Annotated in this window: 10 protein-coding genes; 2 read left to right on the top strand and 8 right to left on the bottom strand. The window is 69.0% G+C overall.

Annotated features, from left to right (window positions below; translation table 11 throughout):
• Nucleotides 1–258 (bottom strand): hypothetical protein (locus ACESL5_RS03875; RefSeq protein ID WP_372591474.1); only part of this gene is annotated, 258 nt, incomplete at its 3' end.
• 30 nt (nt 259–288) lie between these two features.
• Entirely contained in the window at nt 289–1,953 is a 1,665-nt protein-coding gene (locus ACESL5_RS03880; protein ID WP_372591475.1) for a ShlB/FhaC/HecB family hemolysin secretion/activation protein, read from the bottom strand.
• Between the two features lie 269 nt (nt 1,954–2,222).
• Here ACESL5_RS03880 and ppx point away from each other — a divergent pair, with 269 nt between their 5' ends.
• Both ppx and ACESL5_RS03890 read left to right on the top strand, forming a co-directional pair.
• Complete coding sequence (ppx, locus tag ACESL5_RS03885; protein ID WP_372591476.1) at nt 2,223–3,734, top strand: exopolyphosphatase; 1,512 nt, start codon at nt 2,223–2,225, stop codon at nt 3,732–3,734.
• Between the two features lie 84 nt (nt 3,735–3,818).
• Nucleotides 3,819–4,364 carry a DsrE family protein gene (locus ACESL5_RS03890; protein ID WP_372591477.1) on the top strand — a complete coding sequence of 182 codons (546 nt, stop codon included), beginning with the start codon at nt 3,819–3,821 and terminating at the stop codon, nt 4,362–4,364.
• Between the two features lie 101 nt (nt 4,365–4,465).
• Here the strand turns inward: ACESL5_RS03890 and pgaD are convergent, their stop codons facing one another.
• The 6 genes from pgaD to ACESL5_RS03920 all read right to left on the bottom strand — a co-directional run bounded on the left by pgaD (nt 4,466) and on the right by ACESL5_RS03920 (nt 14,521).
• Nucleotides 4,466–4,987, bottom strand: a complete 522-nt coding sequence (gene pgaD, locus ACESL5_RS03895) for a poly-beta-1,6-N-acetyl-D-glucosamine biosynthesis protein PgaD (RefSeq protein ID WP_372591478.1) — start codon at nt 4,985–4,987, stop codon at nt 4,466–4,468.
• Nucleotides 4,988–4,991: 4 nt separating this feature from the next.
• Nucleotides 4,992–6,257, bottom strand: a complete 1,266-nt coding sequence (gene pgaC, locus ACESL5_RS03900) for a poly-beta-1,6-N-acetyl-D-glucosamine synthase (RefSeq protein WP_372591479.1) — start codon at nt 6,255–6,257, stop codon at nt 4,992–4,994.
• A 12-nt stretch (nt 6,258–6,269) separates the two neighbouring features.
• Complete coding sequence (gene pgaB / locus ACESL5_RS03905; protein ID WP_372591480.1) at nt 6,270–8,297, bottom strand: poly-beta-1,6-N-acetyl-D-glucosamine N-deacetylase PgaB; 2,028 nt, start codon at nt 8,295–8,297, stop codon at nt 6,270–6,272.
• Nucleotides 8,297–10,789 (bottom strand): poly-beta-1,6 N-acetyl-D-glucosamine export porin PgaA, encoded by a 2,493-nt coding sequence (pgaA, locus tag ACESL5_RS03910; protein ID WP_372591481.1) that lies wholly within the window; start codon nt 10,787–10,789, stop codon nt 8,297–8,299. The genes pgaB and pgaA overlap by 1 nt, the downstream gene beginning before the upstream one ends.
• Nucleotides 10,790–10,904: 115 nt before the next feature.
• Nucleotides 10,905–13,301, bottom strand: a complete 2,397-nt coding sequence (locus ACESL5_RS03915; RefSeq protein ID WP_372591482.1) for a phosphoketolase — start codon at nt 13,299–13,301, stop codon at nt 10,905–10,907.
• A gap of 71 nt (nt 13,302–13,372) precedes the next feature.
• Nucleotides 13,373–14,521: an acetate/propionate family kinase gene (locus tag ACESL5_RS03920; protein ID WP_372591483.1), complete on the bottom strand. Its 1,149-nt coding sequence runs from the start codon at nt 14,519–14,521 to the stop codon at nt 13,373–13,375.
• Between the last annotated feature and the right edge of the window lie 222 nt (nt 14,522–14,743).

Here is a 14,743-nt window from a genome sequence, read left to right on the forward strand (position 1 = left end):
GCGGCCGTTGTTGAACACGACCCCGCGCTCGTCGACGTCGAGCTGCCGGTAGACGTTGTGCGAGACGCCGTCGGCGCCGGGCGTGGTGATCTCGACCACGGGTGTGCCGTTGCCGGCTTCGTGGATGCTGGGGCGATTCTCGCCACGGGCTTCAGGGTGCGAGCGGATCTCGCTGGCATCCAGTGGCATGGCGGCGAGTGCGGTGGCGATCAATACGGCCAAACGTCGCGGCGAGCGATTTCGGTAGGCGTGTGTCATGACATGTCCCTGTCCGTGCGCGGCATGGATTCAGAAATGGATGCCGGCGTGAAAACCGGCCTGCAAGCCGGGGTCCGGGTAGGCGGCGGGCCGGTCCACGGCCCGTGCCGCCCAGGCGTCGATCCAGGTGTTCCTCCAGCGCCACTGCAGGCCGAAGGCGGCGCCGATCAGGTGACGCCCGGGTAGTTCGTCGGTTGACGGGCCGTCGACTCGCCCGGTATCCAGCGCGAGGTAGGGGTGCAGCGGGCCGGGGAGCTCGAGGTGCAGTTCGTTGCGGAAGTAGGCACCGCGATCGCCGCTGAGCAGCAGCTCTCCGCCGAAGCCGCGCACCGAATGGCGGCTGCCGATGGCGAAGCGGTCCTGCGGGATCAGGCGCGTGTGGTTGAGCTGGCCGCGCACCTGTCCGCGGTAGCGCAGGGCCTGATCGCCGAGGACGAACGGCGTGTCCAGTCGGGCGTGGATCGAGGTGATGTGCGGTCGGGCGGTGCCTTCGCCGAAGGCCTCCTCCGGGGCTGGTTGCGCATCGAGCATGCCCGTACCCCACCGGTGGCTCAGCGACAGGTCGAGCGTCGCCGGGCCGAGGAAATGCCGGTGTTCGATTCCGGCCGTGTACCCGGCCATGCGACGGTCCTGTACGGTGATGCGGGTCTCGTCGATCGCGTTATCGTAGGTCTGCAGCCAGGCCGTTGCCGTCAGGCGGGTGCGGCCGACCTTGGAACGATGGACCACCCGGGAAATGGCCAACTCGCGCCGCTCGCCTTGGCCGCTGTAGCGGTAGTCACGATCGAGGCCGGCGATCGTCTGGTAATACTCGAAGCGGCTGGCGGTGGCGCCGAATCGCCAGTGACCAAGAGGTGCGGAGTAGTGCAGCGTGCGGGACTCGGTGTGCCCGGGACGCTCGCCGTCGTCGAGCCCGAGGTTGCGGGTGAGGCTGGCGTAGAGCAGCCCGTTGAGGCCGAACAGGTGATCGCCGAAGACGGTCGCGGTGCCGAGAAACCGACCCGTATCGCGGCTGCCGGAATCGTCGATGGAGAGTGACAGCCGCAACGGGAAGTCCTGCTGCCAGTCGACCACCACGTCGCTTTCCCCGGGCGCCTCGCCGGGTTCGATGGCAATGTCCGCGTTCACGCTGGGCAGGCGCTCGAGATTCTCCAGGCCTTGCTCGATATCGCGCAGGTTGAGCAGTCCGTCCGGGCGGACCGGGAACGCCGGGCCGGGCCGGGCCCGTTCGCCGGATCCTGGACTGACGCGGAGCTCGCCGATCCGGCCGGGGAGGATGGCCAGTTCGAGTGTGCCGTCGTCGAGATCCTGGGGTGGCGCGTTCACGCGGCTGGTGATCAGCCCCGCGTCGATCAACTGCTGCTGGACCTCGCGCAGGATGGCGCGAATGCCTTGCTTGCCGAGGCAGTGCGATACCTGCCAATCGAGCCGGGTGAGCGCATCACCGAGGGCGCGCTCGAATACCGGCCGTGAATCACCGACAAGTCGTATCCGGTCGATCTCGACGCAGGGCGTTTCCCGGCGGGGGAGACGGGGCGCGGGGCGTGTCTCTTTCGAGAGGCGCACGTCCGGTGCTGCCTCGAGGCGCTCGCGCTGGTCGAGCAGGCGCTCCTGTTGCAGGAGTTCCTGGTCCGGGGATGATGGGCTGGCGTCTGCCGTGACTATCCCGGGCAGCAGAAAGGCGATCCAAGCCATCCGTCGGCCCGGCCACCAGGCAGGTGTCCGGTGGTTCAACATCTTTCTCTTCCTTGAGAAACCGTTTGTTGTGTTTATGCAGATACGCTAATGGACGGGCTGTCCGACTGTCAACGCCCTATCTCCCGTCCCGTCGCGCGGGTTTGTCGCGTCGGGCAAACCCGACATAATGCGTTCTGGTGCCGCGGGCGAGTGGTTCCAGTTGACGTTCCGACCCTCCGCTGCCTGCTGGCCGTGGCGGGCCACGAAACAATCGAGACTTCCCGCATATGCAAGATGGTGACGTGATCGCCTCGGTGGACCTGGGGTCCAACAGTTTTCACATGCTGGTGGCCCGGGTGGAGGCCGGGCAGTTGCAGGTGATCGACCGGATGAAGGAGATGGTGCGGCTGGCCGGCGGGCTGGACGAGAACGGCTATCTCTCCAGCGCGGCGATCGAGCGCGGGCTGGACTGCCTGCGCCGGTTTGGCCAGCGGCTCGCCGGCATGCGCCGGGGGCGGGTGCGGATCGTGGGGACGAACACCCTGCGAGCGGCGAAGAACGGGTCGACCTTCATTCGCCGGGCGCAGCACGCCATCGGTCACCCGATCGAGATCATCGGCGGGCGCGAGGAGGCGCGGCTGGTGTACCTCGGCGTGGCGCACAGCGACGTGCCGGTCGACGGGCGGCGGCTGGTCATCGACATCGGCGGCGGCTCGACCGAGCTGATCATCGGCGAGGGATTCGATCCGGTGCGCATGGAAAGCGTGCCGCTGGGCTGCGTGCGCCTGACCAACGATCATTTTCACGATGGCAAGTACGACAAGACCCGCATGCTCAAGGCCGAGCGTCGCGCCGAGCTGGAGCTGATGAGCTACCAGCGCGCCTATCGCAAGATGGGCTGGGCCCGGGCGGTGGGCAGCAGCGGCACGGCGCGCTCGCTGGCGACCGTGGCCGAGGCCAACGGCTGGGACGACGGCAGCCTGACGATCTCGGGGCTGGACGCCATCCGCCGGGCGGTGCTCAAGGCCGGCAGCCTCGACAAGCTTTCGCTCGACGGGTTGTCCGACGACCGCAAGCCGGTTTTCGTCGGCGGGCTGGTGGCCATGCGGGCGATCTTCGAGGCGCTGGGCATCGAGCGCATGGCGATCTCCGACGGCGCCCTGCGCGAGGGGCTGATCTACGACTGGATCGAGCGCGAGTCGTTCGACGACGTGCGCGACCTGACCGTCGGGCGCCTGCAGCGGATGTTCAACGTGGATGCCGGTCACGCGACCCGCGTGGCCGACACCGCCGCCTACCTGTGGCGGCAGGTGGAGGCCGACTGGGGTGCCGGCGACGACGACACGGCCGAATCCCTCCCGCTGGGTGTCTGGCTGGACGTTGCGGCCCGGCTGCACGAGGTGGGGCTTGCCATCTCGCACTCCGGCTATCACCACCACGGGGCGTACGTGCTGGAGAACGCCGACATGCCGGGACTGACGCGGCTGGCGCAGGCCGCGGTCTCCTCGCTGGTCCATGCCCATCGGCGCAAGTTCAAGGCCGCGCGCTTCGACCCGCTCGACGAGGAGATGAAGCCGCTGGTGCAGCGCCTGGCGGTCATTCTTCGCCTGGCCGTGCTGTTCCACCGCGATCGCGGCCACGGGGCGGCTCCCGAGGCCATCACGCTTCGGGCGCAGGGCAAGCGCCTGGAGCTGTCCTTTGCCGAGGGCTGGCTGGAGGCCCATCCGCTGACGGTGGCGGACCTCGAGCGCGAGCAGGGCTACATCGCCAACGGCGGTTTCGAGCTCGCGTTCGACTGACGGCGCTGCTCCCGCTCGGGGGCCGACCGGGCGAGCGCGATGGACTATGCTTCGGGTCTACACCCGAACCCGAGGAGCCAAGGAATGAACCTGTCCTTCCCGAGGCCGGTCGCCGCCGGCCGGATTTTCGAACGGCTGGCCAACCGTGCCAGACATCTCGTGCCGGTCGTCATGGCCGCCATGCTGGCAGTGCTGATGGTCGCGCCGAGCGCGCAGGCCGACGACACCCAGCGCGTGGTCTACCACGTCGACTTCGCCGACCCGACGCGCTATTCCGCCACGCTCACCTCGATCAACAACCTGGTCAACGACTCCGAGCAGAAGCTGCTCGACTGGGACGTGCACCTGGTGCTGGTCGGTTTCGGCATCCGGTTTGCCACCGACGATCCGCTGGAGGGCACGCCCTACGCGGCGGACGAGGCGCTCGAGGAACGGCGCTCGGAGCTGGCCGGCCGCCTGCAGACGCTGATGAACGTGCGTGACGTGAAGGTCCACCTCTGCGATATCACCCGCAACGAGATCGGCCTGTCCGAGGACAAGCTCTACGACGGCATCGGGCTGGTGGGTTCGGGCGTGGCGAAGATCGCCGATCTCCAGCGCGAGGGCTATGCCTACCTGAAGATCCAGTGATCGCCGCCATCCGAGAGCCACGCGAGTCGTGGCGGTGATTCGTTGAAAACGGCCCCGGGATCTCCCGGGGCCGTTTCATTTCATTCGGTGACCGGTGCCGGTCAGCTGCCGCTGCGGACGCCGGCGACCCGGGCCGTCCGGTCGGTCGTGGCGGCGGTCGGTGCGGCTCCCGGGTGGGGGGCGACCTCGATGATCTCGGCGTCCTCGTTGAAGTGCACGGTCACGATGCGCTCGCGTTCGATGTTCTCGGCCTCCTGCGGGGTGATGCCGAAGTGGCGCGCCAGTTCGCGCGTGCCGATCGGGGGCGGGGCGTGACGCCGCTCGCGGTTGTTGAAACGCAGCCAGTTGTAGCCCGCCCACCCCATGAAGATGATGCCGGCGGCGGCGATGACGAGCGCGTAGACCTGAACGGCCTTCAGGGTGCCCATGGGATCGTCGAGGATGTAACGCTGGAAGAGTTCGACGCCCAGCACCCAGCCGATCAGGGCGATCAGCGGGGTGAACAGGTAGATCCAGATCGCCCAGCCGATCAGGCTGATGACCTGGCCGACGCGGCGCTTGCCGGTCGCCTCGAGGTCGTTGCGTTCGATGACGTCGGGGAGGCGGGGACGGGAATGCTTCATGGCCTCAGTCCTCCTCGGGCGGGCGCAGGCCGCGGTCCGGGCTGATCCAGCGGGCCCGCTCGCCCGAGCGTTTCAGGATGGCGCGCGGCACGGCCACCACGGTGGTCGCCATCGACAGCAGCCAGAAGGCCAGCGGGTACCAGATCACCCAGAAGTAGTTGCGGAAGAACCGCCGGTCGGCCTCGTAGCGGCGGTCGATCATCAGGCTGACGAAGAACTGCAGCAGGGCGGTGAGCCCCAGGATCACGCCGGCCCACTGCGGGATGATCCCCGGGGTGCTCCAGCCGGCCGGCAGGCCGACGAACAGCCCGACCAGGTAGATCACCAGCACCGCGAACATGGCGTAGGCCCAGAGGATGCTGACGATGTATTCCAGCGCCACCGCCCACAGCCGCCGCTTGGTCCAGTGGAGCAGGTCGGTGGTGTGTCGCAGTACCGTCTCCACGCCGCCCTGGGCCCAGCGCAGGCGCTGGCGCCACAGCCCGCGCAGCGTTTCCGGCATGTAGATGTAGCACAGGGCGTTGGGCTCGTAGCGGATGTCCCAGTGGTCCAGTTGCAGGCGCCAGGAGATGTCGATGTCCTCGGTGACCATGTCGCTGCTCCAGTAGCCGACCCGGTCCAGTGCGGTGCGGCGGAAGCCGGCGATCACGCCCGACACGGTGAAGATGCGGCCGTAGACGCGCTGGGCGCGCTTGATCAGGCCGATGGTCGCGGAGAACTCGCCTACCTGCAGCTTGCCCAGCAGGGTGCTGCGGTTGAGGATGCGTGGATTGCCGGTGACCGCCCCGACGCGCGGGCCCGATGCCAGGTGGAACATCATCCAGGCCACCGCCTTCGGGTGGAGCAGGGCGTCGCCGTCGATGCCGATCAGGAACTCGTGCTTCGCGGCCAGCGCCCCGGTGCGCAGTGCGATCGCCTTGCCCTGGTTGGTGGCCAGGTGCACCACCCGCAGCCGAGGGTAGTGCTCGGTGAGTTCCTCGAGGATGCGGCCGGTCTCGTCGTTGCTGCCGTCGTTGACCGCGATGATCTCGAAATCCGGGTACTCGCTGGCATGCGCGTAGTGGATGGTGTCCCGGATGTCCGGCGCCTCGTCGAAGCAGGGGATGATGATGCTGCAGGGCGGCGTGCGGTCGGTCTGCGGCGGGTGCTCGGGGTCGGAGCCGTTGGTGCTCTCCCAGTGGAAGTAGTACCAGATGCCGCCGATGATCCACACCCAGGCCATGATCAGCGGGTAGAAGAAGACGAAATCCAGCAGCCAGTCGATGTTCATGCCGTCGATCTCCTATCGCCGGTGCGGGAAGGCGTTGAGTGACAGGCCCTCGCGGGTGGGGCCGAGGCGCGGACGATCATTGAGGAAATCGTCCGGGTAGTAGGCGAGCCCCAGCACGCCGCGCCGGACGAGCTGCTCCATCCAGTCGCGCAGGGTCTCGGCCTCGATCCAGCGGCCCTCACCCCGCCAGTCGCGCGCCTGGAGCTCGAAGACCACACCGTCGAAGCCGCCTGCCTGCGCCTCGACCGCGTCGGCGAGCTCGTCCAGCCAGACGTCCGCCGGCAGTTCGGTGCCGTCGAGCCATGGCATGGCCATGATGGCCACCTCGTCGTAGGCATCGAGGAAGGCGGGCAGGGACTGGGCGAAGCGTGCCTCGGCCCCGGGGTCGAGGACCACCCGGGCGTAGAGGTTGCGCGCGGTGCGGAAGTCGTTCGAAAGGTCGACGTGGTACTCGAGCCGCTCGATGGCCACGCGACCGAAATCGATCAGGGCGCGGGTCTTCGCCTCCGGAGAAAGCCGGCAGTCGGCCAGTGACTCGTCCCTGCCCGGCCAGCGGGCCTCGGGGCGGCAGGCGCTGGCGTCCTCGTCCTCGGCGAGATAGGCGTCGTCGTGGATCAGAACCCCGGCGATGCCGCTGGCGGCTCGCCCCAGGTCGGCGTATATGTCGCCGACGATCTCGGCCGACTCCGGCAGGAACGGGCTCATCCGCCGGTAGTCGCGCGTCGAGGGCACGGCGTGCCCCTCGGCGTCGAGATGCGTGACCGACAGCCTCTGCTTTTGCTCCGTATCCGGCAGGTCGAAGGCGAGCAGCGGCATCCAGGCGTAGACACGCACGCCGGCCCGGGTGCGCAGCTGCCAGGCCGCGCGGTTGAACAGGTCGGCCCGCATCGGCAGGTGACGGCTGGGGAAGTAGAGGGCGTCGGCGTTGCCGTCGCCGTCCGGGTCGGCGAAGGCCTGCAGGTAGACGCTTTTGACCTGCATCGCCTTGATGCGGTCGAGCAGCACCCCGAGGTTGGCGTTGGCCTGATCGGGGTCCGGGTCGTAAATGTAGTCGAGGTCGACGTGTACGGCGCGCTGCGGCGAGGGGGCGTTGACCGGCTGGTCGTCGGCCGCCCGGGCCTCGCCGGCGATGGCTACCGGGGGCGGGTCGTCGGTGATCAGCAGGCGCGAGAAGCCTGCTGCCCCCGGGTGGTTGATCGGCGTGCCGCCCAGCGAGAACGACCAGGGCATCCCCACTTCGGCGGCGATGGCGTCGACTTCGCGGCTGTGGGCGCCGTACGGCCAGACGATCGCCCGCGGGCTGCGGCCGGTGATCGACTCGATGGCATCGCGGCTCTGCCGCAGGTCGTCGCGGATGCGCTGGCGGAAGGCCGCATCGCTCTCGTATTCCCCGGTCTCGGGGTCGAGCCGGCGCGTGATCGCCGCCGGCTGCTCGTTGCCCTGCGGGTTGGCGAGCACCCCGCGGTGGAGGTCGTGGCTGTGGCTGGCGAACTCGATCAGCCCGGAGGCCTGCATCTCGCGGACCTGCCCGGGGGTGAGGAAGCCGTCGGCTCCCAGCGGGCGATCGTTGTAGGCGACCGTCCCCGGCGGCAGGGGTTCGTCCGCGTCGGCGAAGGTCTCGGAGGCATAGTCGGCCGTATCGCCCGCCCATACGGTCTCCAGCCAGCCCGTCTGCAGGGCGAACAGCGCCGGGTAGTCGTAGGCCTGCAGCAACGGGAAGACGTGGCTGTACAGGCTGGCGAGACCGTCGTCGAAGGTCAGCAGCACCGCATTTTCCGGCAGCGGCCGGCCGCCCTCGCGCGCATCGACGATCTGCTGCAGCGAGACGGGCTGCCAGTCGTTCGCCCGCATCCAGTCGAACCATGCCACCAGCCGGCGGGTGCTGACGGCGTAGGGATCCGCGTCGCGTCCGCCCACCACGTCGTCACGGACATCGTGGTAGCAGACGGCCATGAATTGCCCGTCCGGGACCGCCGGGGGGCTGGCGAGCGCCGCGCCACCGGCGAGAAGGGAGGCAATGAGAACAACGAGGTGCCGCATCAGAACACTCCTTCCAGGCCGAAGGTGCCGTAGAGGCGGCGTTCACGCTCGCCGTCGTATGCCGTGCTGGTCCAGCCGACCCCGTAGCGCACCGCCCAGCGGCGGTTGATGTCCCAGCGGTGCTCGTAGCGCAACTCGACGATCGGGTGGCTGCCGAAATCGGTCTGGTAGCCGAGCCCGCTGGCGGCGTGGAAGTGCTGGGTGAAGGCGCGCTCGTAGCGGCGCCAGGTGATCCAGTCGTGGTCGAGGCGCACCGTGGCGCTGCCGCTGTTTTCCGGGTTGTAGTAGGGGCCGCCCGGTTCGCTGTTGTGCTGGGCGTAGAGGTCGGCGCCGGCCTCGGTCAGGTGATGGGCCGAGGCGAACAGGCGACGGGTCACCCCGGTGCCCGCCTGGACACGGCGGTTGCCGTCATCGATCGAGAGCAGTCCGGTCGTGGCGTAGGCGGACAGCGACTCGCTGGCGCGCCAGTCGAGCGAGGCCGCGGCCGACCAGCCGGTCAGGCCCGCCTCGGCGGCACGCAACGGGGTCTCCAGCGAGTGGCTATCGGCCTCGATGCCGATGCGCCAGTGGTCGTCCAGCCACTGCGACCAGCCGGCGGCGATGCCGGTCTCCGCCTCGCCCAGCCGGTTGCGGTCGACCCGCAGCCAGGCGCGTTGGCGGTGGGCGGCCCATTCCACGCCCGCCCCGATCCGGTCATGCCGGCCCTCGGTATCGTCGAAGGTGGCGGTCTCTCGACGGTGCTCGACGAAGGCGCGCAGGTCCCGGTCCGACCACGGCGAGTTCAGGCGGGTGCGCCAGCTCCGGTCGCGGTCGCCCGAGATCGCCCCGGCACCGCCGCGGGTACGGCCGACCGTCACCTCGCTCTCGATGGAGGCGCGGTCGCGGTCGGCCAGTTCCTCGACCTGCCGACGCACGCTCGCATCGCGGGGGAAGTCGGTCGTCAGGCGTTCGAGCTCTTCCTCCCAGGCATCGAAGTGTTCGAGGTCGCGGGCGTTGGCTGCACGGTTGAGCCGCGTGTCGAGTGCCTCGGGCGCCCAGGCCGCCGCGATGGACGTGATGGCGTCGGCGCGCTCGGGCCAGCCGCGCCAGCGCGCGATCCTGGCCCGGGTGTTGCGCAGTCCGGCGTGGGCCGGGGCCTGCTCTACCAGATCGCCGCTCGATCGCCAGGCATTGGCGTCCTGCCGACGGTAGGCGGCGTCGTGGACCAGGAGCTGGTCGACGTCGACGCGTTCCCAGTTTGCCACCGGTTCACGTCCCTCCCCGGCGGGCAGCCAGGCGGGTGTTTCGCGGTCGGCCCGGGCGAGAATGTCGCCCGCGGCGTCGTAGTCCTCCAGCGCGATGTGCGTGTAGTAGAGCGCGATCAGCAGCGGCAGGTCCGCCGGCCGGTCGGCCGGCAGCAGGGACTCGTACAACGGCAGGGCCGCCTCGGGGCGCCTCTCGGCGAGGTAGGCGTCGGCCGCCGCCCGGCGGGCGAAGGGTGGCCGGCTGGCGGCCGGCGGCAGGGCCTCCCAGGCCGCCACGGCCTCGGGCATCCGCTCGAGTTCGCGCAGCAGGGCGACGCGGTCGTGGGCGGCCCGCTGGTGCTGGGGGTGGTCGCTCGGCGTGCGGTCGAGAAAGTCCTCCAGCCGTTCGAGCGCGTCGACGAGGGGCGCGCGGGCCTCGTGGGGGCGACCGTCGGTCAGCAACCGGTCGTGTCGGTCCATCGCCTGGCGGATTTCCGCGGCGATCGCGTCGGCCTCGATCTGCCAGCGGATGTCCTCTTCGAGCAGGGCCGGCTCCGCTCGGACGCCGGCCAACGCCCGCTCCGCGGCGCCAAGCTGCCAGAGGGCGAGGAGCTGTTCCTGCCGCGCCAGGCGGTGGTCCGGGTCGAGGTCGCGGGCACGGTTCGCCAGCGCCAGGCCGTCGCGCGGTCGGCCGGCCAGTCGCATCCCGTAGGCCATGAGCGCCAGGTCCTCGGCCGAGTCGGGCAGCGGGTCGATCGTCTCCAACGCGGTGATCGCGGCGGGGGTATCGCCTGACTCGGCAAGGACGACCCCGTGGAGCACGCGGGCGGAGGTGCCCAGGCGATGGCGCGAGGCGTCGAGTACAAGGGCGGCTCGTTCGAACTGCCCGGCGTCGCGCAGCGCGCCGGCCCAACTGACGTGGGCGTAGTCCGGTACGTCGGTCGGGCGCAGGCCGGTGGTGCGACGGACGATGGCGTCGTTCTCGCCGGCCTGGCGCCAGAGGATGATCAGGTCGGCGAGGATCCTCGGTCGGTCGGGGTGGCGGGCGTCGAGTGCCTGCAGTCGCTCGAGCCCCTCGTCGAGTTGTCCCTCGCCGGCCAGGGCGACCGCCTCGAGGCGCTGCGTCTCCGGTGGGTCGGCGGCAAGGGGCGCGTCGAGCGTGGCGATCAGGAGAACGGAGCAGATGGCCAGCTGCCGTCCCAGAAACCGCGGCGGCCGCGTGTGCGACGCGCACCCGTCTCCCTGCGTATCCGTGCGCCTGTTTACCACTCCGTTCCCCGGTCTCTTTATCGTTTTTCGTTATCGTGTTTTTTGGTCAGCATAACCAAACGCGTGCATCCCGGAAACATCGATGCACGGCGAGTGGCGGAGGCGGCGGCCGGTATCAGCGTCCGGTGACAGTCGGCCAGCGCCAGTTTTGGATTTCGGGCATGTCCTCGCCGTGCTCGCGGATGTAGTGGTCGTGTTCCACCAGCCGTTCGTGCAGGTGCTGGCGGAAGTGCGCGGCACGGACCTTCAGGCCCGGAACGCGCTCGATCACGTCCATCACCAGGTGGTAGCGGTCGATCTCGTTGCGCACCGCCATGTCGAAGGGCGTGGTGGTGGTTCCTTCCTCCTTGTAGCCGCGCACGTGCAGGTTGGCGTGGTTGGTGCGCCGGTAGGTCAGCCGGTGGATCAGCCACGGATAGCCGTGGTAGGCGAAGACCACCGGCCGGTCGAGGGTGAAGATCGAGTCGAAGGTGCGGTCCGACAGCCCGTGCGGGTGTTCGGAGGGCGGCTGCAGCCGCATCAGGTCGACGACGTTGACCACCCGGACCTTGAGCTCCGGGAGGTGGCGGCGGATCAGGTCCACCGCCGCGAGCGTCTCCGCGGTGGGGACGTCGCCCGCGCAGGCCATGACCACGTCGGGTTCGCTGCCCTCGTCGTTGCTGGCCCACTCCCAGATCGAGATCCCGGCGGTGCAGTGCTGGATCGCCGCATCCATGTCCAGGTACTGCGGCTGGGGCTGCTTGCCGGCGACGATCACGTTGACGTAGTCGCGGCTCCTGAGGCAGTGGTCGATCACCGAGAGCAGGGTGTTGCCGTCGGGCGGCAGGTAGACGCGGATCACCTCGGCCTTCTTGTTGACCACGTGGTCGATGAAGCCCGGGTCCTGGTGCGAGAAGCCGTTGTGGTCCTGGCGCCAGACATGGCTGGTCAGCAGGTAGTTCAGGGACGGGATCGGCGCGCGCCAGCCGATCTCCTGGCTGGTCTTCAGCCACTTGGCGTGCTGGTTGAACATCGAGTCGATGATGTGGATGAAGGCCTCATAGCAGGAGAACACGCCGTGGCGGCCGGTCAGCAGGTAGCCTTCCAGCCAGCCCTGGCAGGTGTGCTCGGAGAGGATCTCCATCACGCGTCCGTCGCGGGCCAATTGCTCGTCCGTGTCGAGGAACTCGCCGTTCCAGCAGCGATCGGTGGCGGCGAAGACGTCGTCGAGGCGATTGGACGCGGTCTCGTCCGGCCCGAACAGGCGGAAATTGGCGTGCTCGGCGTTGCGTCGGAACACGTCGCGCAGGAAACGACCCATCGCCCGGGTCGACTCGGCGTACTCGTGGCCGGGCGACTCCACCTCGATGGCGTAGTCGCGGAAGTCCGGCAGGTCGAGCGGGCGACAGAGCACCCCGCCGTTGGTATGCGGGTTGGCCGACATGCGCCGCTGGCCGATCGGCGTGCGGCGGGTCAGCCAGTCCTGCGGGCGTCCGGACTCGTCGAACAGTTCTTCCGGGCAATAGCTTCGCATCCACTCCTCGAGCAGCCGGCGGTGGTCCGGGTTCTCGCGCACGTCCGACACCGGGACCTGGTGCGAGCGCCAGGTGCCCTCCACCGGCTTGCCGTTGACCACGGCCGGTCCCGTCCAGCCCTTGGGGGTGCGCAGCACGATCATGGGCCAGGTCGGCCGATCGACCTCGCCGTCCTGCCGGGCCCGTTTGCGGATCGATGTGATCTCGTCGATCACGCGGTCCAGGGTCGCGGCCATCTCGGCATGCAGCGTGTCCGGGTCGTCGCCGCTGACGAAGTGGGGGCGATAGCCGCAGCCACGCAGCAGCGCCTCGAGTTCCTCTTGCGGAATCCGGGCGAGGACGGTGGGGTTGGCGATCTTGTAGCCGTTGAGGTGCAGGATCGGCAGCACGGCACCGTCACGGACAGGGTCCAGGAACTTGTTCGAGTGCCAGGAGGTGGCGAGCGGGCCGGTCTCGGCCTCGCCATCACCCACCACCGCGCAGACGATCAGCTCGGGATTGTCGAAGGCCGCGCCGAAGGCATGCGAGAGCACGTAGCCGAGCTCGCCGCCCTCGTGGATCGAGCCCGGGGTCTCCGGGGCGACGTGCGAGGGGATGCCGCCGGGAAAGGAGAACTGCTTGAACAGTCGCTGCATGCCGGCGGCATCGCGGCTGATCGAGTGGTAGACCTCGGAGTAGGTGCCCTCCAGCCAGGCGCTGGCCACCAGCCCCGGTCCGCCGTGGCCCGGTCCGGTGAGAAAGATCGCGTCCAGATCGCGGGCGACGATCTGGTGGTTCATGTGGGCATAGATGAAGTTCAGCCCCGGGGTGGTGCCCCAGTGGCCCAGCAGGCGGGGCTTGATGTGCTCCGGGCGCAGCGGTTCGCGCAGCAGGGGGTTGTCGAGCAGGTAGATCTGGCCCACCGACAGGTAGTTCGCCGCTCGCCACCAGGCATCGATGCTGGCGAGATCCTCGGCGGTGGGCAGGTGGGTGTCTCGCGGCGTGTTTTCGGTCGTCATCACGGGCCTCGTGCTTGGCATGACGGTTGGTTGAACGGCATGTGGCGACTGTTCCCCGGTCTGTCCGTCTGTCAGTGACGGTCGCGCAACTGCCGGACCATCTCTCCCTCCTCGTCCGCGGGCACGATCCAGATGCCGGCCGGACTATGGGGCTGGTGAATCGGCCGGGGCCCTTCGGCCGGCGCCCGGTTGGCGTCCGGGTCGATGGCCAGCCCCAACATGTTCAGCCCCTCGCAGACCGTTTCCCGGACGATGGCATCGTGCTCGCCAACGCCGCCGGTGAATACCAGGGCGTCGAGACGTCCGAGGTTGACCAGGTAACCGCCCAGGTAGTGCCGGATGCGGTGGATGTACATGGATAGCGCCTCCGCGGCGAGCTCGTCGCCGCGGTCGATGGCCGTGTGGATCTCGCGCAGGTCGCGCGTGCCGCACAGCCCGGTCAGCCCGGACTCCCGGTTGAGCAGGTGATCGATCTGCTCGGGCGTCAGCCCCCCGTGGCGCTCCAGGAAACCCGGGATGGCCGGGTCGATGTCGCCCGCGCGGCTGCCCATCACCAGTCCCTCGAGCGGGGTCATTCCCATCGAGGTGGCGGAGCTTTTCCCTCGCCGGATGGCGGTCATGCTCGCCCCGTTGCCCAGGTGCGCCACGATCAGGTTGAGTCTTTCCTCGGGATGGCCGAGTTGTTCGGCCATGCTGCGCAGGGCGCTGGCGACGGACAGGCCGTGAAAGCCGTAGCGACGGATACCCAGTTTTTCGCGACACCATGCGGGCAGGGCGTAGTCGCGGTTTTCCGGGGGAAGGTCGTGATGGAAGGCCGTGTCGAACAGGGCGTAGTGCTCGACGTCCGGGAGTTGCTGTCGCGCGGCCTCGATGCAGGCGACGGCCAACGGGTTGTGCAGCGGGGCGAGGTGGTCGATGTCTCGCAGTGCGGCGAGCATCGCGTCGTCGACGCGGGTGGGGGCATGGAACCGGTCGCCACCGTGGACGACACGATGCGCCACGCCACGGGGCCGTCCCGTGCAGCAGGACTCGAAGGTGGACAGGTGTTTGGCCAGGGCCTGCGCATGTTCGGCGCCCGAGGGGTCGTTCAGCTCGTCAGTCTGCCGGGAGAAGACCCGGTTGCCTTCCGGGTCGAAGGCCGAGAGCTTGAGGGAAGATGAGCCGGCGTTGACGGCCAGCCAGCAGTCGCTCTCCTCGGGTTGATGGGCGTGTTCCTTCATCTGCGTTTCTTGCCTGCCGTTTTGCGACTCGAAGCCGACCATCGCCGGCTCGCGTGACCCCACGGTGACGGCGATGCACGAGTCGGGCGAGCGGCACTGAACGAATCGGCATCGTCACGGCCGCCCGACGGGGAAGAGCGTATGCCGAGGCCGATTCGTTCAGGGCCTTCCCGGAGATTAGTCCAGAAAATGTCGGTTTGTCAGTGGGTTGGGCGCCGGTCG

Origin of the sequence: Guyparkeria sp. (assembly GCF_041687595.1) — a bacterium.
Lineage (GTDB): Bacteria > Pseudomonadota > Gammaproteobacteria > Halothiobacillales > Halothiobacillaceae > Guyparkeria.